Genomic DNA, 23193 nt, shown 5'->3' with positions numbered 1-23193 from the left:
AACACCATGAAGAAATCTACTCATCTATTAATTGCAAGCATATTGGCAGGATGTATCACTTCCTGTTCATCAGGAAAGCGAATCGCCCAACATCGGATAGTAACTAATCCGATGAATCTGAACTATCGGTTTCAACCGAAAGACGAATCGCGTCGGGAAGCTGCCGATCCGGTATTGGAGTATTTTAAAGGCTATTATTATTTATTTGCGTCCAAGTCCGGTGGATATTGGCGCTCTGAAGATCTGGCCGGCTGGGAATATATTCCTTGTACGACTATCCCCACATTGGAAGATTATGCTCCTACCATTCTTCCGATAGGAGATACGCTCTATTTTACGACTTCCAGCGGGAAAACACAGATTTTCAAAAATGCCCATCCGGAAAAAGATACTTGGGAGGCTGTGGACACCAAACTGACCTACCGGCTTCACGACCCGGCTTTTTATAGTGATGAGGACGGTAAGGTGTATATGTATTGGGGATGTTCGGATAAGGACCCGATTATGGGGGTGGAAGTAGATCCGAAAGACGGTTTTCGCGCGTTGGGTGAAGCCAAAGCACTGATCGCGCATCATGGAGACAAGTATGGCTGGGAAGTTCCCGGAAAGAATAATGAAGAACCGCGTCAGGGATGGAACGAAGGACCTTGTATACTGAAATATGAAGGACGTTACTATTTGCAATATGCGGCTCCGGGTACTCAATATCGTATTTATGGCGATGGAATCTATGTAGGAGATACTCCTTTGGGTCCTTTTGAATATGTGGAAGACAATCCGTTCTCATTTAAACCGGGAGGCTTTATCGGTGGGGCAGGACATGGACATACTTTTCAGGATAAGTATGGAAACTACTGGCACGTAGCTTCCATGATCATTTCCGTTCGTCATATGTTTGAACGGCGGTTGGGACTTTTCCCGGTTGCTGTATCCAGTCGCAACGGTATATATGCTCACACAGTCTGGTCGGATTATCCTTTCTATATTCCTAACCGGAAAGTTGATTTTGATAAAACAGATTTGAGTATGGGATGGAATCTGCTTTCATACCGGAAACCGGTACAGGCTTCTTCGTCTCTTGCCGGCTATGAACCGGGCAATGCAAATGATGAACAGATTGAAACATGGTGGGCTGCTCAAACCGGAAAAAAGGGCGAATGGTTACAGGTTGATTTGGAGACTCCAATGTTGGTAAATAGTATACACGTGAATTTTGCCGACCATCACTTCAAGGTTTTCGCACCACACCCTCCCGTTGTTTATCAATTTTTTATCGAAGGTTCTGCAGATGGGGAAAAATGGATGAATTTGTTTGATGAAAGAGAGAATGGAAAAGATGAGCCTCATCGCCTGTTTACGTTGGATAAACCCGTGAAGGTCCGTTATTTGAGAATTTGTAACGCTAAAGAGATGGATGGGTGCTTCTCTTTATCCGGTTTCCGTGTATTTGGTAAAGGAGAAGGTGCTGCTCCTTCTAAGGTGACAGGCTTCCGGGCAATCCGGGATTCGGAGGATAAACGAATGTTTCGTTTCACTTGGGATGCACAAAAAGGGGCTACCGGATACGTGTTACGGTGGGGATCACAGAAAGATAAGTTAACGCACGCAGTGACGGTATTTGACAATCAATATGAAGCCCGTTACTTTAACAGAGACTCGGAATATTATTTCTCGATAACGGCATTTAATGAGAATGGTAATTAGTGAAATGAAAGGTCGATAAACATGCAAGATAAAAGGAACAGTGGGATAATGACTTTGCAAGTATTCAAATGCTGCGTCTGTATTTGGATCGGAGTCTTTTCGGAAACAATGCTTGCGCAGACACAGAAAGTGGTGTTCTCCCGTGATTTTTCTCCGGCAGAAGGGTTGGTCACTCCCCAGGAAAAGCCTTATCGGGATGAAGTTTGTCTGAACGGACTTTGGGATTTACAATGCGTCGCTGTTCCTTCTTCGTGGAAAAAAGGTTCCGGGATAGTCTTCTGGAATTCCATGTTGCGTGTAATGGGAATTGCAACATACGGAGCCTACTTCAATTCTCATGATGCAAAGAACAAGAAACATGATTTGTTGATGGACGGCCCTGTAGATTAGAAAGTGGAAAAGTGATTCCGGAATAAGTGCTACGAACAATTATAAAAGAAAATATGATAGAAAAATGGTGATAATGAACAGGTATAAAAAGATTTTGTTGGCAGGTACTTTATCTGTGATGTCTTGCTCATTGATACATGCGCAAGAGTTGTATAAGAATGAAAACGCTCCTGTGCACGAACGGGTGGCAGATTTACTTTCCCGCCTGACAGTGGAGGAAAAGATTAGTTTGCTGCGTGCTACTTCTCCCGGTATTCCCCGTTTGGGTATTGATAAATACTATCATGGCAATGAGGCATTGCATGGAGTAGTCCGTCCGGGACGTTTCACTGTATTTCCGCAAGCTATCGGACTGGCAGCTACCTGGAACCCGGAGTTACAAAAACGGGTGGCTACTGTGATTTCGGATGAGGCGCGTGCCCGTTGGAATGAACTCGATCAGGGGAGAGAGCAGAAAGAGCAGTTTAGTGATGTACTGACCTTTTGGTCGCCTACGGTGAATATGGCACGTGATCCCCGTTGGGGACGTACCCCGGAAACGTATGGGGAAGATCCTTTTCTAAGCGGAGTGATGGGAACGGCTTTTGTGAAAGGTTTACAAGGAGATGATCCGCGTTATTTGAAGATTGTTTCCACTCCCAAGCATTTTGCCGCCAATAACGAAGAACATAACCGTTTTGTCTGTAATCCGCAAATCTCGGAAAAGCAACTGCGCGAATATTATTTCCCGGCTTTCGAAATGTGTGTGAAGGAAGGAAAGGCTGCTTCTATCATGACTGCTTACAACGCGTTGAACGATGTGCCTTGTACACTGAATGCCTGGCTGCTGAAAAAGGTGTTGCGTCAGGACTGGGGATTTCAGGGATATGTCGTTTCCGATTGTGGGGGACCTTCTTTATTGGTAAACGCCCATAAGTATGTAAAGACGAAAGAGGCGGCTGCCACTCTATCCATTCAGGCTGGATTGGATTTGGAATGTGGAGATGATGTCTATGACGAATATCTGTTGAATGCTTACAAACAATACATGGTATCGGATGCTGATATCGATTCGGCTGCCTGCCATGTGTTGACAGCACGTATGAAACTGGGACTTTTTGATGGAACCGAACGAAATCCGTATACCAGAATCTCTCCGTCGGTGATCGGCTCGAAAGAGCATCAACAGATTGCTTTGGATGCAGCCCGGGAGTGCATTGTTTTATTGAAGAATAAGAATAATATGCTTCCATTGAATGTTAATAAGGTGAAATCAATAGCCGTGGTAGGTATCAATGCCGGTAAATGTGAGTTTGGCGATTATAGCGGTGCGCCGGTAGTAGATCCGGTTTCCATTTTGCAAGGTATAAAAGACAGGGTAGGCGATCGAGTGAAAGTAGTGTATGCACCCTGGAAATCTGCTGCCGATGGCTTGGAACTGATTCAAGGAGAAAACTTTCCGGAAGGATTGAAAGCGGAATATTTTGAAAACACTGCATTGGAGGGTACGCCTAAAGTACGTAAAGAAGGTTGGATTAATTTTGAGCCTGCCAATCAGGCGCCCGATCCTTTTCTTCCTAAATCTCCGCTTTCCGTTCGTTGGACGGGAAAGTTGAGACCGACTATCTCCGGTCGTTATACTTTTAGTTTTACTTCCGACGATGGTTGTCGTTTGAGTATTGACAACCAGTTGTTGATTGATGCCTGGTCGGCTCATGCGGTATCTACCGACTCTGCTTCCATCTATCTTGAAGCGGGGAAAGATTATCAGTTAAAAGCGGAGTACTATGACAACCGGGATTATACTATCGCAAAATTACAATGGAAAGTTCCGCAGGTAGGAAAAGCTACCCGTCTCGATTTGTATGGGGAGGCTGGAAAAGCAGTCCGCGAATGTGAAACGGTCGTTGCTGTGATGGGAATCAATAAGTCAATAGAACGTGAAGGGCAGGACCGGTACGATATTCAGCTTCCGGCAGACCAAAGAGAGTTCTTACAGGAAATCTATAAAGTAAATCCGAATATAATCGTTGTATTGGTAGCAGGAAGCTCACTGGCTGTCAACTGGATGGACGAACATATTCCTGCCATCGTAAATGCCTGGTATCCGGGTGAACAGGGGGGAACAGCCGTTGCCGACGTATTGTTTGGTGACTACAATCCAGCCGGGCGTTTGCCGCTCACTTATTATAAATCTCTGGATGAATTGCCTGCTTTCGATGATTACGATATAACCCAAGGGCGTACTTACAAATATTTTAAAGGAGACGTTCTTTATCCTTTTGGTTACGGACTTAGTTATTCTTCTTTCAAATACAGCGATTTGAAAGTAAAAGACGGTGCAAATACCGTCAGCGTTTCTTTCCGCTTGAAGAATACCGGCAAGAGGAAAGGGGATGAAGTGGCACAGGTTTATGTGCGGATTCCGGAAACCGGAGGTGTTGTTCCGATTAAAGAGTTGAAAGGTTTCCGGCGTATTCCTTTAAAATCAGGAGAGAGCCGTGTGGTAGAAATCGAACTCGATAAAGAGCAACTTCGTTATTGGGATGCAGGATTGGGACAATTCATCGTTCCCCAAGGTGCGTTCGACATTATGATCGGTGCTTCCTCTAAAGATATTCGTCTGCAAACTGTCATTAATTTATAGATTGTATCATAGTTGTTGAGGCTGTGTAAAGGGTAATCGATGTATTAACTGTACCTTTTACACAGCCCGACTTTTAATTTATTGTAGTATGAAAAACAAGTATTTGCGGTGCATAAACGCACTATTCTTATGCTGTCTGATGGCGGAAACAACAATGGCCGCCCGTTTCCAACAGCCGTCCCTGAAAGCTACTTACAACAAACCCGCAAAAGTGTGGGAAAGCGAAGCATTGCCTATTGGTAACGGTTATATGGGCGCTATGATCTTCGGAGGTGTGGAAGTAGATGTTATTCAGACAAATGAACATACTTTGTGGTCGGGAGGTCCTGGCGAAGATCCGTCTTATAACGGAGGGCATTTGGGAACCCCGGAAACGAATAAAAGTTATCTTCATAAAACCCGTGTGCTGTTACAGCAGAAGATGAATGATTTTACTGCAAATCATTCCGCTTATATTGACGCAGACGGAAAATTGATTACCCATAATTATGAGGGGGACGGTAACGGTACGGAACTACGAAACCTCATAGATAAACTGGCGGGAACTAAAGAGCATTTCGGCTCTTTTCAAACATTGAGCAATATCATTGTAGAGGTTGTAAATCCGGCTACCTCCGAACCTGCCTATTCTGACTATACTCGGACGCTGGATATCGACAATGCTATTCATCGGGTAACTTATAAAGAGGGAGGAATAACCTTCAAACGGGAGTATTTTATGAGTTATCCGGACAATATCATGGTGATGCGTCTGACATCGGATTCGAAGAAGGGAAAGATTTCACGTATGATATCTTTGGAGTCATTGCATACCGACAAGGTCATCCGGGCTTCGGACAATACGATTACCCTGACAGGATATCCTACTCCGACGAGTGGTGACAAGCGCGTAGGAGATCATTGGAAGAATGGATTGAAATACGCGCAGCAACTATTAGTGAAACATACAGGCGGAAAGATTACGGTAGTAGACGGGAAGAAATTGAAGATAGAAGAGGCCAAAGAAATCATCGTATTGATGTCGGCTGCAACAAACTATGTGCAATGCATGGACGATTCTTATCATTATTTCTCTGGAGAAGAACCGCTGGATAAAGTGAAGGCTACGCTGAAAAAGGCGGCCAATAAAAAATATACCGCTTTATTGGCTGCCCATGAGAAAGATTACCATTCGTTGTATGACAGAATGAAACTGAATCTGGGCAACCTGACGGAAATGCCCGTTGTAACTACGGATAGTTTGCTGAAGGGTATGGATGCTCGTACCAACTCGGAATCCGAGAATCAATATCTGGAAATGTTGTATTTCCAATTTGGTCGCTATCTATTGATTTCTTCTTCAAGAGAAGGTTCTCTGCCTGCCAATTTGCAAGGAGTATGGGGAGAAAGACTTTCCAATCCCTGGAATTCCGACTATCACACCAATATCAATGTGCAGATGAATTATTGGCCTACGCAGCCTACTAATCTATCTCGTTGCCACCTGCCTATGGTAGAATATGTAAAGAGCCTCGTACCACGTGGAAAATATACGGCGCAACAATATTATTGCAAACCCGATGGCGGAAATGTACGTGGATGGGTGACGCATCATGAAAATAATATTTGGGGTAATACGGCTCCGGCCAAGAAAGACACTCCCCATCATTTTCCGGCAGGAGCTATTTGGATGTGCCAGGATATTTGGGAATATTACCAGTTTAATCTTGACAAGGACTTTTTAGAAGCGTATTATGATGTCATGCTCCAAGCGGCTCTTTTCTGGGTGGATAACCTTTGGACGGACGAGCGGGACGGTACTTTGGTGGCAAACCCCTCACATTCTCCCGAGCATGGTGAGTTTTCATTAGGTTGCTCCACCTCACAAGCCATGATAGCAGAGATGTTCGATATGATGATAAAAGCCAGCAAGGTGTTAGGTAAGGACAAAGAACCGGAGATTGCAGAAATAGAGACTGCAATGAACAAACTTTCCGGTCCGAAAATAGGATTGGGCGGACAATTGATGGAGTGGAAGGACGAAGTGACGAAAGACGTTACCGGAGACGGTGGACACAGACATACGAACCATCTTTTCTGGCTGCATCCGGGCTCGCAGATTGTGATCGGAAGGAGCGAAGAAGATGATAAATATGCAAATGCCATGAAAGTGACACTGAATACCCGTGGAGACGAGGGCACAGGCTGGAGTAAAGCGTGGAAACTAAATTTCTGGGCCCGTTTGCATGATGGTAACCGCTCTCATGCATTATTGCGGAGTGCAATGAAACTGACTGTTCCCCAAGGCCGTTTCGGTGGTGTATATACCAACCTTTTTGACGCGCATCCGCCTTTCCAGATTGATGGAAACTTTGGTTGTACAGCCGGAATTGCGGAAATGTTGATGCAGAGTCAGGGGGGATATATCGAGTTGCTTCCCGCTTTGCCCGATGCATGGAAAGACGGTGCGTTCAAAGGGATGAAAGCCAGAGGAAACTTTGAAGTGGATGTAACCTGGAAAGAAGGGCAAATCACTTCGATTGAAATACTTTCTAATGCAGGTGCAGAGTGTATGCTTAAATATCCGGATGCAAAGAGTCTGAAAGTTTCCGGTGCTAGGGTAAGAGTACTCGCTGACGACCGGATTGCTTTTGATACTGTTAAAGGTAAGAGATATACGATCAGATGAATGTTACACAATGCGATATTCGTTTTACAACGATTGAATGTCCGAAAGACTTTGCAACGAAAACTCCCCCTCACTTCATTGTGAGGGGGAGTTTATTCATTCAAAACCTTTCGGACATTTGTCCTCTCTTTTATTTCTGCTTTCTACCTTATTCCTATTTGTTGGTAGTCAGGCAATTAATCATATTCACTACTAACTTGCCAGCTACCGGATCTGTCGTTGCCTTTTCCGTACACATGGTCGAGATCATTGCTTCTCCTTTTCCGTCAGCTATTTGTAACATCGTCAGTCCACGCATAGATTCTATTCGTTCGATGCGGTCTTCCGGCTTTCCACCATCAATGTAAGCGTGAATTTTCATCTGTCCTGCCAGTTCCGTCACGTTTTTGTGGCGATGGACTTTCAGAGTAGCGTTACATGCTTGCGGAATTTCCCGTTTATTGTTGTTGAAATAGCGTAATTCCAATACATCGATGTCATTGAACACCGGAGCATCATTACGTTCCATAATTACGATATCGCCTTCTGTCGGGATAATCCAGCCCGTGATATATTCAGGATATATCGCTTTGACGGCTTCCTTACTGTTGAGGAAGAGCAGCTTTCCACCTTTTGACTGATAAGTACGGATCAGCTCCTTTTCTTCGTCAGTGCAGACTGTCAGACCGGAGATAACGCAAAGGTCGGCTTTCAGTTTGCTGTTGAGCAATTCTTTTATGGAAGAAATCGGTTGATAATTGATGTTCAGGAAGTCAAATACCGTTTTCGTGTTATCTTTATCCAGCAATACGATCTTTTTGTTTGGGTCTACCTGACCTATATTCCACTCTTTATTAGTGAGCAACAACTCATATTCATTGGCAGAAATAGGCAGACCGTTCTCTGTGAGTTTTAATACCAGTTTGGCTTTTGTCTTGTCGGCAGGCAGATTGGCCGGCAACTGAATATCAGGTTCGGCATAGTATCGTGCATAATGTTTCACAGCCGGAATCTTTTCACTGCCGCTTGCCAGGCACTTTCCGCTTTCATCTTGTATTTCCCAGCGAAGCAGGGACGGTTGCAGATCCGTTCCGTCTTCACGGTCATTGACCACATAGATGCGTGTAGGCAGTTTCTCACCTGCGTACAAGTTGCGTCCCCATAATTCTGCGCTAACCAATACAGGTTGTAAAGCCCGTTTCAAAGCATAGTAGGTGGGGTACGGTTCTATGTTCTGATAATCGTATGTCTGACGGAACCATGTCATCAATGCAAAGTGCATAATACCTGAAGCTTGGTCGTTGGAGCGACGAAGCGTTTCGGCCAGTTCACCCGTGATGAATGCTTGTACTTTCAGGAATGAAGCCGGGTCTGCCCAGTCATAAGACTCATAACCGATCAGTGTATAAGGATTTTGGTGGATGAGCTGATAGGAGCGGGTAGGATGTCCCGTTTCGTTATTGGGATAACCCGTAGACATCTCCTGACTGATAAGCGGACGGTCGGCTACTTTGAACTGTTTTTGGAATTCTCCATTGAAGAAACGGAAAACCGAGTAGTCATACCAATTGTAATAACCGTGCATATCGTCAATGTCGCCATCGTCGATGCTGCTCATAAAGTCAGCGCCGAATTTCTTATCCTTGCCTTTGGCTTGATAGTTGGAGTCGAAGCAGATAGGACGGGTAGGGTCGATGCGACGCATCTCTTTCACTACATCCGAAATAATACGGTATTTCTCTTTGGCACGTTCCAGATTGCTGTCATTGTCATAGAACTTCATTTCATTGTTCACTGTCCAGAAGAGCAGTGAAGGGTGGTTGCGATATTTTTTCAGCAATCCTAAAAACTCGTTACGCCATATTTCAATCAGACGCTGGTCTGGAATGGGAGTGGAATGAATCATCAACCATGACCATGTACCTTCGAATGAAACACCGATACCGTTACGGTCGGCAGCTGTCATCCAGCGTTTGTTCCACGGAGTGGTGTGTGTACGGGTTACGTCGATGTTTCCGGCTTTCATCAGTTGCATGAAAGTATTGGCCAGATTTTCATCATTAGGTGCCAGTGCGAAAGGAATGTGGTTTCCGCCGCGCAACCAGTATTTATTACCGTTCAGGTAGAAAAGTCCGTCTTTCACTTCAAAAGTACGGAATCCGGAAGTCTCTGTCAGACAGTCCAGTTCTGTTCCTTTATCTGCTACCAGGCGGAATTTGAAATCGTACAGGTTGGGATGCTGCGGTGTCCATAAGCGAGGTTTCAAATCGCTGATCGTATAGGTTTCCATGCGCTCTTCATCTGCATTGAGATTCAGTTTCCGTATGGATAACCCCGAATAGAGTACAGCACCGGTTTCTTTGTCGATGATATCCGTATAAAGGTCGAACTGTTTCTTTTTACTACCGTGGTTCTTTAGGGTTACATCGAAGGTAGCGCCATTCAGGGTCGGTTTGATAAAGACATCTTCCACTTTTACGGGATCGGTAATCGTCAGTTTTACCGGTTGCCAGATTCCGGCAGGTTCGTCACCATAGAAACCATGAGGAATTTCTTTCAGCAGAGCATCTTTGTTCACTTCCACTTTGGCATCTTCCTGTTCACTTTCACGTACGGAAGAATAGAAGAAATCAATGGCATTTGCCGATTCCGCTGTACTTCCATCCATTTTGCGTGTCACTTTTACGGCAATCAGGTTCTTACCCGGTTTCAACAAACGGCTGCCGTCTACCTGAATTTCACCGAACATACCGAGGTGTGAAGTGGCTAATGTTCCGTTGATATAGATTTCGGCAATTTTGGAGACTGCGTCGAAGGTCAGCGTCAGATTCTTGCCTTCCACATTGGCAGGCAGTTCCAGCCATTGACGGTACCAGGCATATTTCACCCGGCGATAATCGAATGTATAGTTTTCACAGCGGTCGGTTTCCTGTTGGTAGTAGGTGTCCGACACACCTTTGGGTTGTGCACCGGTAGGAGAGGGCATCGTTTCGCCATGCAGCCAGATACGGATTGGTGTCCAAAAGTTAGGAACGGACATGATGTGCCAGTCTTGGTCGTTTGTTTGTACCGAAACAGCCTTATCTTTGTTGTCCAGTTGATAGTCCGGCATAAAGAGCCAGTTGCCATCCAGCGTGATGTCTGTGCGGCTGCCGGTGAGCGCTGCCAGTTTGGCGGAAGTATAGGAAGCTCGTTCCTGGCGGCGTTTGTTTTCTTTCTCCGTAGGAGTGGGCTTCTTTTGATATTCTGCCACTTTCACGTTTTTCAGTGCATCGTCTGCCATCGGAGTAACGGTGAGGTCGTCAAATTCAGTTTCTATCCATCCTCCACCCAAAGCAACTTCACCCGATGGTACCAGGTCGGCATTCTTGTCTACAAGATCAATATGCGGTTGTTTCTCGTCGTTGAGGAATATGCGGATACGGTTGCCGCAAACTTCTACTTTTACACGATACCACTCTCCCGGCACAGGATGGAAACCTAACGGGCGGACTCCCATAAATTCGTCCGTACCCATATATCCGGTGCGCATCAGGTAAAGATCATCTTGCAGTCCGCCTTTGATACCTACCACATAACGGTCGAAATGGTTGTAATTGCGGAAGCTCGCCCATATCTGCACCTGTTCGGCATTTTTAGGGGCACGGGCTTTGAAAGAAAAGGAGTAGTTTTTCCATTCGGGATGACCGAATACGGCATAAGCGCCTTTCGAACGGAATACATTGTCGGCAATACTGCATGTTCCCCGACCCACCACTTTCAGTGTTTCTCCGGCATTGGAGAAGTCGTTTGTCCATGTAGCATTGCTTTGTGCTTGTCCGTTCATGCAGAAGACGCTGCACGCACAAGCCAGAAATACTTTGCTGATTCTATTCATGATATTACAAGTTAATAATAATTTTGGTATAAAAGTACGGTTCGACAATAAATATTAGAATGAAGTACCGCTTAATGTACACTTAATATGTGCTTAATTGTCCCTGCTCTTGTTTTTCGTTGATTAATTTTGTATCTTTATAGGTTTCTCGTCTTTTTTATATAGATAGTCACTTTATAAAGTGACAATTGTCAGCTTATAAGGTGATATTTATCACTTTACAAGGTGATAATAGTCACATAGCAAGGTGACAACTACCTGGCTGCATAAACTCTTGCAGTTTACTGCACTCAAAATTCTTATTCTATGCAGTGGAAATCCTTATTGTATACATTGAAAAAAATATCTTGTGGTGAGTTTGATGTAAAAGGTTACATGAAATATAAAAGAGCCATGCCGGAATTCGAGGTCTGTAACAGACTTGCGATTTCACGGCATGGTTGTTTGATAGCATCTCTATTCAGAGTAATCTTCATTACTCTGGTTTGTACAGAGATTAAGATTTACCCCTCAACGATTCTGAAGAACAGGTTCTGATTTGAGAAGTCGGTATTATAATCAATCTTTATTTGAAAATTGGTCGTTGTCGGAACTAACTTTAATTTGAATGTCTGTTCGTCACTGTCAATCTCCAAACCGGCAGTAGTCTCATTGCCTTGTGGCTGGAACTTTAATTCACACCTTCTTTTGCCAAAGTATTTCTTTGCATAATCGGTTATCACAAGTTTATTTGTGGCAAAATCATATTTTATTAATACAGGAAGATTCTTTCCGGTAAGATTTTTAGGACCGCCGTAAACATCCCATGAACAACCGTTTACCCAGAAATTGTGATTCTTGAAGTAGTCTCCGAATTTATACACTTTGCCTACTTCCAAATCTGACAATTTCTTCTTTTCCGGGTCGCCCGTTATTTCAGATACTTTGATTTCATAATCTGTACTGATGACTCCCGTTGCGTTTGGCTGTTTGTCAAGCCCCATGTAGATTGTGTTTTCACCCGGCTGGCGAACCGGGTCTTTGATGTACCACTGTTCATTTCCGTTAGAGGTAGTTTCTCCCTTACCGGCATTGAATGTCCAAGAGAGTTTGACACCATTATTGGCTTCTGTCATATCACTCACTTTCTTGTCGTTGAAGTTGAAGTTATACAGAGCCCATACCGGACTTAATGTTAAAGTATAGTTGTCGGCATTCCATTGGAAGTTAGTACCCCATTTTTCTTTTACTTTGTCATTCTGGTCGTCTCTATTCAATGTGATTTTGAAATCAGCGTCAGCAGGTTTGAAATTATACAAGGTAGTGCGCAAATCCAACTCGTTGAAGTGGTAACCCAGTTCTTCATCATACACACCGGGGATTGCCAATTTCTTGCCTAATATACGTATATTCTGATTCGGGTCAGTATCCGGATGGTCAATACCGGCTTTTACATACATTTGAATAGCCAGTTCCTCTTTTGCGGTCGGAGCTTCCACTACATACTTCGTACCTACATTTCCTACATACAATCCCACTTCTTTCTCATTGAGAGTGAAAGGAGCTTTGTCTGTTCCTTCATCATTCATTGCGAACAGGTTAGCGCCTTCTATGCCATCAGCTTGAGGGCCTACCAACAGATAACTGGTCTTTTGGGCGGCATCGTAGTAAAGGCATACTTCACCATTAGCTAACTCAGTGTCTTGTGTAATCGTTGCAAGGTTGGTAGTCATCGGGATAGCTTCCCAATTGCCGCCATTGGCTTGAGTACCCAGTTTCCATGCTTTGGACGCAGTGACACCAAGATTTTCCATTGTTGTTTGGGCATTCTGCACAATGAAGGCTTTTGTACCTTTGTACAGACTTTCAATGTCACTCAACGATACTGTTGTACTTCTCAATTCGATACCGTTCTTAGCGGTCGCTTCATCCTGTGAGTAAATCAATACTTCTTTAGAGAATTCCTCTTCGGCAACGGTATAAGTTATTCTGACTTTACCCGACCTGTTAGCAGCTTTGGCAGTTAATACACCTTTATCAGTAACTTCGAATGTATTGTTCGGGTTTTCTGTCAACTCATAAGTGGTTGCAACTGCGAGTTCACTGAATCCCAGTTCGTCCACAAACTTCACTTCTTCGTTTTCACCGAATCCCCAGCCTATTGTCCTGGTAAGGTCTAGACTTTCGGTGCTGACGAATTTCAAGGATTCCGAGTTCTGATAAACCGTACGTGTCTCACGATAAGCGAACACGCCGTTGTTGGCACTGTAGGAAGTCGGTTTCACCACGAAGTAGTTGGAACTTGTAGTCGTCTTGTCCAATGTGATTTCCAGTACTGCACCGTAGTAAGGAGCCGTCATGTTACTTGGAGTCAACTCTACGCTCAAGATGCCGTTTTCGTCTAACTTCTTAGTTGTATTTACTAACAGTTGGGGCGCTTCCGCACGTGTCAGCTTCAATTCGTGAATATCCGCGCACTGGAAGTCGGCTTCGGACAAATCAATGTCTTTAGGTAGAATCTTGAACTTGGCGGTAGCTGTATGGGCAGTAACCACTTTGCCTTGCGTATTGGTGTAGCTGGCTGCTTCCAGGAATTCATCTTCTTCGAACACGAATTGTTTTTGGAAGAGAATGGAACTGATACCGCTGAAACCGCCACCTTGTACGGGAAGAATATAGTTTTCGCCGTATATATAGACGGAAAGTGTTTTATTCTCTTTGTTCTCTGCCAAAATCGGTGTATCCTTGTCTGCGGTGATAGTGGTTTGCACCAGTCCTTCCGTTTTCTGGATGTAGATATAACCGTTGCTCTTGTCATAATACAGTTGGTCTTTGTCTGTTCCGGGAATTTCCTGTTCGGTACCGAATGTCAACACTTTATACCAGCCCGCACCTTTGTCTTTGGTATATCTCCATGTGCCTTCTTCCACCTTGAACTGGTAGAAAGGGGTGGCTTTATTGGAAGCCTGTACATACAACTCGTCTCCATTGCTCAATACGATGGTATATTGCGACTGGTCTTCACTGGGATACCAGCTTTGTACGGTCAGGTTAGCATTCAACGCAGCTTCAATCTTTTCTTTGAATCTGTCCATGTCGGACTCAACGGTTGTGATGCGGTTGTTCAGACCTTCGATATCCGAGTCGTAATCCTTACAGGAAACAACTCCTGTTCCTAATGAAAACAACAGTGTTCCATAGAGAAAACTGTTTAATACTCTTTTGTTCATCATAGGTAAATTTTTAGTTTGGTACATATTTTACTATTCTAATTTCTTTATTTCTCTGCGATAATCTCTGCATAGTTCAGGCTGATGTCACCTTCGGTCACTATCAGGTTGAAGTCGGCATATCCACGTGCGTCACGAGAGTAAACGGCTACTTCGGTTTCTTCCCATGCGCCGCCTGTGGCAGGGAGACTTACGCTTTGGGTCATTGTGTCGCCAATTTGGCAACGTACGCTGGCTGCGTTATTGCTGGAGTAGCGGAAGCGGATAGTGGATGTTCCGGTTCGGAAAGGTATTTCTTTCCATCTCAATGTGTTCAAGCTGCCGGAAGTGAGGTTGGCGTGCCAACCACCGTTGTACTTCGTGTCGTTGCAGTATTTCACCACGCCCTGCTCGGGAGCATTGTTCATTTCTGTTTCCATCAACAGCGTTTCTATCTTATTGCCCGAAACCGAACCGTTGAAACAATAGTCGCAGGCTTCCGCTTCCAATTTCTGTCTGGTCGGGAAAGGACGGTTGCTGTACTTGCGGAGCAGGTTGATGCGTTGGTTGGGATAGTCGTAGTAGATTTTATCCGAACTGCGCCACCAGGCTGCGTTTTCGGCAAGGTCGGTAAATCCTTCCAGAAATACGAGATCAGGTTTTTTGGCTAAGAACGATTCCATCATCTTGGTTGCGTAGCGACCGTGGTCGGCATCGATAAACTGCCAGTTCGGACGGGCGAGGTCACCTTGCACGAAGCCCGGGCATCCGCTGCCTACACTGAAACCCTTGAAGTTGTAGGCGGAGATATAGGTGTTGTAGATTAAGTTCTCGTTGTACACTTCTTCTGACATATCCATAGTGGGAACGGCAAACCAGTTGTGAATACCGTCCAGATAGGGGCAGTTCACCAATGAGAAGTCGCGGTCGGTCCATTCGCGCTGGATGATAAGGAATGGGCGCACGCCGAACGTACTGTTGAAATCGTCGCTGATGCACTTCAGGATATAGCTCAACTTGCCGTTGTAAGCATCCGATTTTGTTTCATCAAGCCCGGTCGTACTTTTGTATTTTGCCGGGTCTTTCTTCATCAGCTCGCTAAGGTAACTGTCCTGCAGGAAGCCGTTAGGATTCCAGAACAGGATAACCGGGCGTCCGTCTATCTCGAACCAGTAGTCGCGTGGTACGTTTTCGAACGAGGGTTTCAGGTTGGCATTCCAGATGTAGTAGTACACTTCCTTGCGGAAATCGTTGTCCGCACCTTTCATATCCTCTTTTTCGGGGTCGAGGAACAGTAACGGATAGTGTGAACCTTCTACACGGCTGCCGTTCTTGAACGGCTTGTTGTCATAACCGTAGCCTTTGTGCGCGTTGCGCGCAGCCGACCATGAAGCAGGCGTATCGTCGAAGATGGCGATTTTAAACTCGTGTTCCACACCTTTGCGCTTGATAGCTGCCATCAGGTCATGGAGTTTGTCCGGGCGTCCGTGGTCAATGTCCTTGTTGGCTTCGCCGCGACAGTTCATTGCAACATAATCCTGACCACTGTAAGCGATTTCCTCTACAAAGTTATCCCACCAGTCGGCTTCGGTAATCGGGCCGGGATAAGGTTGGTCGTCCTGTGCTTCCGGGTAGGCAGAAGCAACGTAGCGGCAGAATAATGAACGGTTGTGCATGGTGGAAACGTCGGTGCTGGGCTTGTCCATCTTCTGGCGCAAGTTGCCTTCGAATCCTGCCAGTGTACCTATTTTGTAAGAACGTACGATTTCCTGTTCCGTTCCCTGTCCGCCTTCAGAACCCGGACCGTCCGGACCGTCATTCGGATTGTCGTCCGAGCACGTCCAGCAGAAAGCGCCCAAGCCCAGCAGACAAATGTATTTCCAATATTTATTTTTCATATTCTTTCTATCATTAAAAAGTTAACATTCTTAGTTTTTCTTGAATTGCTGCCGGGTGATGTCCAGGTAAGTCCTGCCATATCCGTTGCCGTATCCTTCTACTGTCGGCTCGATGAAAGAGTCGAAGTTGTACTTGTTGTAGGAGTCGATAAGAATTAACCGGTTACGTCCGGCATTCATCTTGGCTACGTTGCACATGGTACGGTAGGTGGCGGCGTCTTTCTTCACAATCGGAGTGTTACCGATGGAACCGCGACCGTCCTGCACCAGTTTGTTCCATGCCGGACCGACGCAAGGTACGAACTCCATACTGCCGTCACCGAAAGCGGGCAATGCTGTTTCACGGTTGTACTTCCAGTTCTGATCTATCATCTGCGGGTACATATAGGAACGGCTCATCTCTGACTGGTCGTACATATTGCGGCTGGCTACGGCGTCTACGCAACCTTCCATGTAGAAGTATTGGTAACGCATCTGGTTGCACCATACATCAGCACTTTCCACCATGATGTAAATGTCGTAACCGGTAGCTTCTTTCACTGCTTTGCGGATACCATCATACATTGCTTTGGATTCTTGCGCGTAGATTTCGCCTGTCTTGTTCTTGATGTAAACCACCGGGCGCGTGCCACCAAGCTTGTAGTAACGGTCGTCGGAGAAGTAACAGCCTATTTTGCTGAAGAAATTGTTCAGTAGTTGTTGGCGGGTGTAGGTGACACCGTCATATACCTTTCCGGCTGCCGTTTCGATGCAGTTGCTTGAAGAAAGGGTAGGAGGCAGGTCGACAATGTTGTTCCAGTTGACCGAAATTACTATTTTCATTGTTTTCAAGTCTACGAAGTCTACTCCCGGTTGACCGAGGTGTGGCATCGGCAGGCGTTTGCCGCCTCTGCCGGAGCGTCCCAGCATCATTGTGACGAACAGTGAATCTCCCTGATTGATTTCTGTACCGGGACCCTTGCCCAGGTCAGCGCCTACTTCGGGCAGGATTATAAAGTTCGCTCCTGCTTCGATACAGTCGTCTACATGCTGCTGTACCATTGGTATCATGCGATAGCTCTGGCTTCCTGCGTCCGGTTGCAGATAGCCGTCCTTTTGTGATTCGGGCATTACTTGCGGTGTCAGGTTGTTGTAGTTGTTCTTGGTGCTCAGTTCCTTGTCGGTCAGCGTCAGAAGTTCCCAACGGGTGAAATTAGCGTCACCATTCGGTCTGGTGGTAATGTCATTCCCCTTGTAGTAGAAGATGCCCACCTGATAATCTTCGGTGACGGGAATTTCCGGAATCTCGTAGTTCAGGAAGTAGTCATCGACGCTCGGACCTTCTTCCTTGCTGCATGCTGCAAGAAGTAGTAAGGCTGCGGAGCATCCGGTAATGTATTTCATTAGTTTCATAACTGTCTATCTGTTTATTATATTATTTATTATCTTCTATGCGTACCCACTTGATACTTGCCGCCAGACGTTCTTCTCCTTGCAGGGAAGCGTATTCGGGATAGTCTTCGAGTACATTTTCGACAAACTCTTCAATTGTGTCGCCATACCAATGGGCTACCATTTCGTTGTTATACATCAACTGACCACCTTTCCAACGTTCGTACAAGCCTTCCTGGTTGTATGGACCACCGATACCCAACGGAGTGAAGAAATTGTCATTATAGTTGCCGTCGGAACGGGGTACGAGCGAAGTGGATTGCAACATACGGCAGGCTTCACGATAATAGTTCATGTTCCAGTTACGTTCGTCCGTAGGATATTGCAGGCGTTCGGGCACAGGGTCGAACTGGTTGGCACCATAGGTTCCGTAGTTGTTCGGAGTTCCGTTGTAGAAGATAGGCGGATATTGCATCACACGTGTTCTGCGTTCCAGTGTCCATCCGGCGAATCCGTTGAAGTAGTCGGCGATGTAACGTTGCTTCCATACCTGTTCCAGATTGTTCTTGTAACCGCCTTTTCCGTTGATGTCGGCTTTATAGAAGGCACGGTAGTCGCGGCATCCTAGTCCGTTGGTGTTCCATTTGATACCGTTGCGTTCGATATATTCGGATACTCCGCTGGTGACGCCATACTCGTTCATGGAAGCACTGATGCCGTTGTAGTAGTATTGTTCGGCACTCTGCGGTAATGCCACGTTCAATCCCCATTCGTCTTTGCGCAACTGGATTTCGGAGAGCATGAAGTTTACGTCCGCCCATGTCAGCAGTTTCACTGTAGCATCCTGCTTGATGAAGTCACGATGAATCAGGGCGTATGTATACCCCTCGATGCTGACAGAAGCTGTGGAGTAAAGGCTCTGAAGGTTGTTGTTATGCTCATCCTTGCCTACAATCCATCCGGTTGGAGTCTGTTTCAATTCGAAGCGGGGGAGGAACGGTATTCTATAGGACACCTGGATATATTTCTGCTCTGCTACGGACCATAGGGAATCTCTTACTACCGCACGGTAGTCACCATTCTCGTTGATACGTGATGTTTGCGCGTACTTGCTCAGACGAGGATCTTTGTAGGAACGCATATAGCAGAAGAAGTATTCGTTCATTGCCGGGTATGTCAGGCCGCCTATCTCTGTTTCCAGCTTCGTACCCAAGTCGAACTCTTTCAGGATACGGTTGTAATATAAGGATACGTCGGCATTGGGGTCGGTTCCGTAGCGTCCGGCTGCGTTGTCGCTGTTGGAACTGAACAGGTAGTTGCGGTTGTTTTCGTTCAACGCTTTTTCTATCTGCTCGCGTGCCATGGAGATGGCTTCGGGGCTTTTCTTCATGTTCATCATGCGGATAGCCACGTCCAGACGCAGGGTATTGGCAAACTTGCGCCATTTTTCAATGTCGCTGTCACCGCCGGCAGACGGATAGAACGGGTCTTTCACCATTTTCGTTCCGTTCGGGTCGAAAGTTTCCACTGCCTGGTCCAGCCAGCGGAGTATTTGCATATATGCTTCGGCTTCGCTGTTGTAGTAATATACGTTTCCGTAAGTCTCTTTGCAGGCAGAATCCAAAGGGATAGGTCCCCAAGTTCCGGTCAGTACGGAGTAGAGGTAGGCTTTCCAAGTGGTCAGTATCGCCCAGTAGTTGCCGTTGGTATCCCGGTCATATTTTTGTTCCATGATGGCTACGTCGCCCAGGACTTTCTTGTAGAAGTTATAGAATCTGTCGCCTACGTTGTCCGAACTTTGCGGGCTTGTCCAGGAAACTATGTAACGTGCCATGTAGGCGTAGTAGTTATAGTTCATTTCGGATAATACGTCCAGGGATTTGTAGATAGTGCCCGGAAATATCTTCTGAATGTCAATCTCATCCAAATATAGCTTGTTGGGGTTTTGGTTGGTTGCGTCGAAACTATCCACGCAAGATGTCGCCAGTCCCAATAGGGCTGCAGTGCATAGTGTATATAAGTACTTTTTCATCGTCATCGCTGTTAAAAAGTTATTTTAAAATCGAAACCGTAACTGGAAGTTGGCAGGTTGAAGCCTCGTTCCAAACCTTGTTGGATTCCCATGGAAGAAGTGGCTTCCGGGTCAATTCCTTTCGGCGTTTTCTGATGAAGAATAGCTACGTTCCTACCTACGGCGGAAACTCTCATGGATTGTATGAAACCTATCTTTCTCAGCCAGTTCTTGGGAATGTTGTACCCTAAAGAAATTTCTTTCAGTTTCACGTAAGAAGCGTCGTACAAATAAAGTTCGCCGTTTTTACCGCTGTCGTTGGTCCAATAGTCAATCGGCTTAATCCAAGCCTGGCAAGGTTGTCCCGCCAGTCCCGGTACGGAACTGTCATAAACGGCTCCGGGGATATTCATGCCTTTCGGGCGCGAAGCGTCCATGTAGATGTTGTTCTTGCCATTGGGGACGTATTTAGGGTCGAGAATACCGAGATAACCGGTCTGGTCGCCTTCATTCAGAATCAAGTCAGAGAACAGGTGTTCGGTACGTCCGCCCAGTGACATGATGGATTGCGCGTTTCGGGAAGACTGGAAAGCTGTCTCCGACCATACGTGCCCGCCCATACGGATATCTAACATGGCAGAGAATGTCAAATCTTTCCAACGGAGGGAAGTACGGATACTGCCTGTCCATTTCGGTTCTACGCTGGCAAGGAATTTAGCTTCACCTGACAAGGGACGGCCGTTGGCTCCCACCAACACTTGTCCTTCGTCATTGGTCTTCCACGGCTCGCGGCAGTAGAGGCTGACTAGCGGCTCACCTTTCACAATGCGCAGTTCCACGCTGTTTTGTACGGTAGTCAGTGTCATGTAGTCCATACCGTTGGCTAGCGAAACCACTTCCGAGTTGTTTTTAGCCCAGTTGATGTCCACTTTCCATTCCCAGTCTTTATTTCTGAAAGGAACGACACCTAGTGTTACTTCATATCCCCAGTTCTTAACTTCACCGGCATTGAACAAGGCTTCTCCATAGCCGCTTACACCGTTGATGGTGGAAGTCAGAATTTGGTTTTTGGTGTTCTTGTTGTAGTAGGTGAAACTTAAGGAAGCACGGTCTTTCAGGAAACGAAGGTCCAAACCTGTCTCGAAAGATGTAGTGCTTTCCGGTTTCAATGAGTTGGTCTTGCGCTTGTTCTCGCTTTCAAACCATGCCATGTCTCCCAGATAAGAAGTATTGTAACTGAATCCGTTCAACAACTGGTCGAAGCCGGTATCGTTACCTACCTTGGCGTAAGAACCACGAATCTTGGCATAGGATAACCAGTCTTTAGGAATGCTCTTCACTAACTCCGTCAGTACGAAGCTGACACCGTAAGAGGAGTAGAAATAAGAACGGTTGTCGGAAGGCAGGGCAGACGACCAGTCGTTACGTCCGGTTACATCCACGTAGATGAAATCTTTGTAACCTATGCTGGCGGTTCCGTAGACAGCCTGCTTTTTCTTCGCGTTATACTCCGGCCAGGATTTGACGGTAGCACCGTTGTTAGTGAGAGAGATAAAGTCGGAAGTGGCCAATGTGCCGATTTCCGAGTTTTGTTTCTTGAACAGGAAGTCCTGCGAGTTGGCACCCACACTGGCGGATATGTTGAAGTCTTTCCAGGTCTTGTTGTAAGAAAGCATGGCTTCGTAAGTATAGTTGCGTGATTTTTCGGTAAACTCCTTGTAGAATCCGTCGGCATCCCCCGGAGTGTACATATTGCGAAATTCGTATCCTTCTTTCATATTTAGGTCGAGGGCGGCTTTCAGACGCAGTTTCAGGTCTTTGGTAATTTTGTAGTTGACTGTTACGTCCGCTAATAACCATTCTTTCTTATCCTGGTTGGAAAGTTCGTTCAGCATCCACACCGGACTCTTGAATTGAAGGGCGGTCGGTTTTCCGTTCTCGTCTTTCCAGGGATACATTTCCTGTATGGAAAGGTCGCGGGGCATATCCATAAGTGTATAGATAGGGTTACGGTCGGAATTGTTACGGTAAGAACGGTTCTTTACATTCTCGTGCGTATAGCGACCGTTCAGGTCGACGTCCAGCGACTTTGTCAGTTTCACGTTGGAACGCACGTTAAAAGCGTTGCGGGTAAGGTTGTTCAATCCTTCCAATACGTCATCGCTCCGCAGGTTGGTGAAGCCGATACGGGTGGAGACATGTTCGGTGGCGCGTTCTATAGAAACACTGTTCGTCCAGGAGTAGGCAGTCTGATACATGGAGGTGGTGTTTGCCGGGGTAGGAACGTAGGATTTGAGTTCTCCGTTGCGTCCTACTACTTGGAAACCTAACATCGGCATACCCCATGAACGGGAATTGTCGTAACCGCCCATCCGTTGGATGCCGTAAGGCATGTTCGGGTCGTAAGGCACTTTGACGTCCCCATTGAACGAGTTGGCTTTGTTGTTTTCAAAACGGTTGATGTGTCCGCCACCATATATATTTTGATAGATGGGATATTGGGAAAATTCGGTGAACTGAACGTTTGTGGAGTAGGTAACTCCCAGTCCGCTTCTTTGACCGGCTTTCTTGGTGGTAATCAGGATGGCGCCGTTGGCTGCGTCCGAACCATAAAGTGCGGAAGCGTTGGCTCCTTTCAGAACAACGATGTTTTCGATGTCATCGGGGTTAATACTGTTAGCCGGGTTACCATAGTCGATTTCACCACCGGTCACATCATTAATAATAGGTACACCGTCGATTACATAAAGTGGCTGGTTGTTACCGGAAATGGAGTTGGCACCACGGATACGTACGGTGGCTGAACCGGCGGCACCATTGGAGATCACCTGCAATCCTGCCACTTTACCTGCCAGCATGTTTACGAATCCGGCATCCCGGTTTTCGGTCATGCTTTCCACATCCATTTTCTGGAAGGCGGTAGAAAGAGATTTTTCATCGCGGCGTAAGTCCATCGCTGTTACCACTGTCTGTTCCAGCATCACAGCATCTTCTTCCAAGGTCACGTTTAATACATTCTTTCCTTTTACTACATTGAATGATTTTGTTTTAAAACCAATATAAGAGAATTTCAACACAGCGCCGTTCTCCGGGACTTGAATAGAGTATTTACCATCAAGATCGGTTATCACCCCTTTTGTACCACCCACTATCACTACATTAGCACCGATAATAGGCTCACCTTGTGCATCGGATACTGTTCCTTTCACTGTCCGGTTCTGCGCCTGCATTACCGAAGCACTGAACAGCATTAAAATTAAAATGAGACTTCTTTCATAGTATCTCATGTGCTGAGAAAATCGTTGTTTCATGCTTTTCATGAATTTATTTATGAATAATCACTAAGTTAAAGAATCAGTCGGATGAGAGAACCTGTTTTTATTATAGGTTTCATCATTCGAATTAGATTAAGGCGTTCTTTCTTGCTTCATAATACTGTTATGTTTTTAAGATTAATTTTCAGCAAAAGAACTGTGAACCG

At 45.8% G+C, this 23193-nt stretch carries 10 protein-coding genes; 4 read left to right on the top strand and 6 right to left on the bottom strand.

What is annotated here, in order from left to right:
• Positions 1-6: 6 nt before the first annotated feature.
• The 4 genes from NQ505_RS24615 (at position 7) to NQ505_RS24600 (ending at position 7388) form a co-directional block, all read left to right on the top strand.
• A complete protein-coding gene (locus tag NQ505_RS24615) occupies positions 7-1704 on the top strand; it encodes a family 43 glycosylhydrolase (protein WP_008999750.1) in 1698 nt (565 codons plus the stop codon).
• A 21-nt stretch (positions 1705-1725) separates the two neighbouring features.
• Positions 1726-2094: a hypothetical protein gene (locus tag NQ505_RS24610; protein WP_232293025.1), complete on the top strand. Its 369-nt coding sequence runs from the start codon at positions 1726-1728 to the stop codon at positions 2092-2094.
• Positions 2095-2158: 64 nt separating this feature from the next.
• On the top strand, positions 2159-4720 hold the full coding sequence (locus tag NQ505_RS24605) for a glycoside hydrolase family 3 C-terminal domain-containing protein (RefSeq protein ID WP_085938559.1): 2562 nt from the start codon (positions 2159-2161) through the stop codon (positions 4718-4720).
• An 88-nt stretch (positions 4721-4808) separates the two neighbouring features.
• Positions 4809-7388, top strand: a complete 2580-nt coding sequence (locus NQ505_RS24600; RefSeq protein ID WP_008999753.1) for a glycosyl hydrolase family 95 catalytic domain-containing protein — start codon at positions 4809-4811, stop codon at positions 7386-7388.
• A gap of 154 nt (positions 7389-7542) precedes the next feature.
• On the opposite strand, the gene NQ505_RS24595 is transcribed toward NQ505_RS24600, so the two are convergent.
• The 6 genes from NQ505_RS24595 to NQ505_RS24570 all read right to left on the bottom strand — a co-directional run bounded on the left by NQ505_RS24595 (position 7543) and on the right by NQ505_RS24570 (position 23023).
• Entirely contained in the window at positions 7543-11244 is a 3702-nt protein-coding gene (locus NQ505_RS24595) for a glycoside hydrolase family 2 (RefSeq protein ID WP_008999754.1), read from the bottom strand.
• A gap of 503 nt (positions 11245-11747) precedes the next feature.
• Positions 11748-14456 (bottom strand): hypothetical protein, encoded by a 2709-nt coding sequence (locus NQ505_RS24590; protein ID WP_118391735.1) that lies wholly within the window; start codon positions 14454-14456, stop codon positions 11748-11750.
• Between the two features lie 44 nt (positions 14457-14500).
• A complete protein-coding gene (locus NQ505_RS24585) occupies positions 14501-16330 on the bottom strand; it encodes a DUF5010 domain-containing protein (RefSeq protein WP_008999756.1) in 1830 nt (609 codons plus the stop codon).
• A 30-nt stretch (positions 16331-16360) separates the two neighbouring features.
• Positions 16361-17722, bottom strand: a complete 1362-nt coding sequence (locus NQ505_RS24580) for a glycoside hydrolase family 99-like domain-containing protein (protein ID WP_004307110.1) — start codon at positions 17720-17722, stop codon at positions 16361-16363.
• 22 nt (positions 17723-17744) lie between these two features.
• Positions 17745-19733: a SusD/RagB family nutrient-binding outer membrane lipoprotein gene (locus NQ505_RS24575; protein ID WP_008999757.1), complete on the bottom strand. Its 1989-nt coding sequence runs from the start codon at positions 19731-19733 to the stop codon at positions 17745-17747.
• Between the two features lie 11 nt (positions 19734-19744).
• Positions 19745-23023 carry a SusC/RagA family TonB-linked outer membrane protein gene (locus NQ505_RS24570; protein ID WP_004307108.1) on the bottom strand — a complete coding sequence of 1093 codons (3279 nt, stop codon included), beginning with the start codon at positions 23021-23023 and terminating at the stop codon, positions 19745-19747.
• Positions 23024-23193 lie beyond the last annotated feature (170 nt).

This window comes from Bacteroides sp. D2 (assembly GCF_025147085.1).
Lineage (GTDB): Bacteria > Bacteroidota > Bacteroidia > Bacteroidales > Bacteroidaceae > Bacteroides.
The sequence above is the reverse complement of the archived record's forward strand: the minus strand, read 5'-3'. Positions and strand labels throughout refer to the sequence as shown.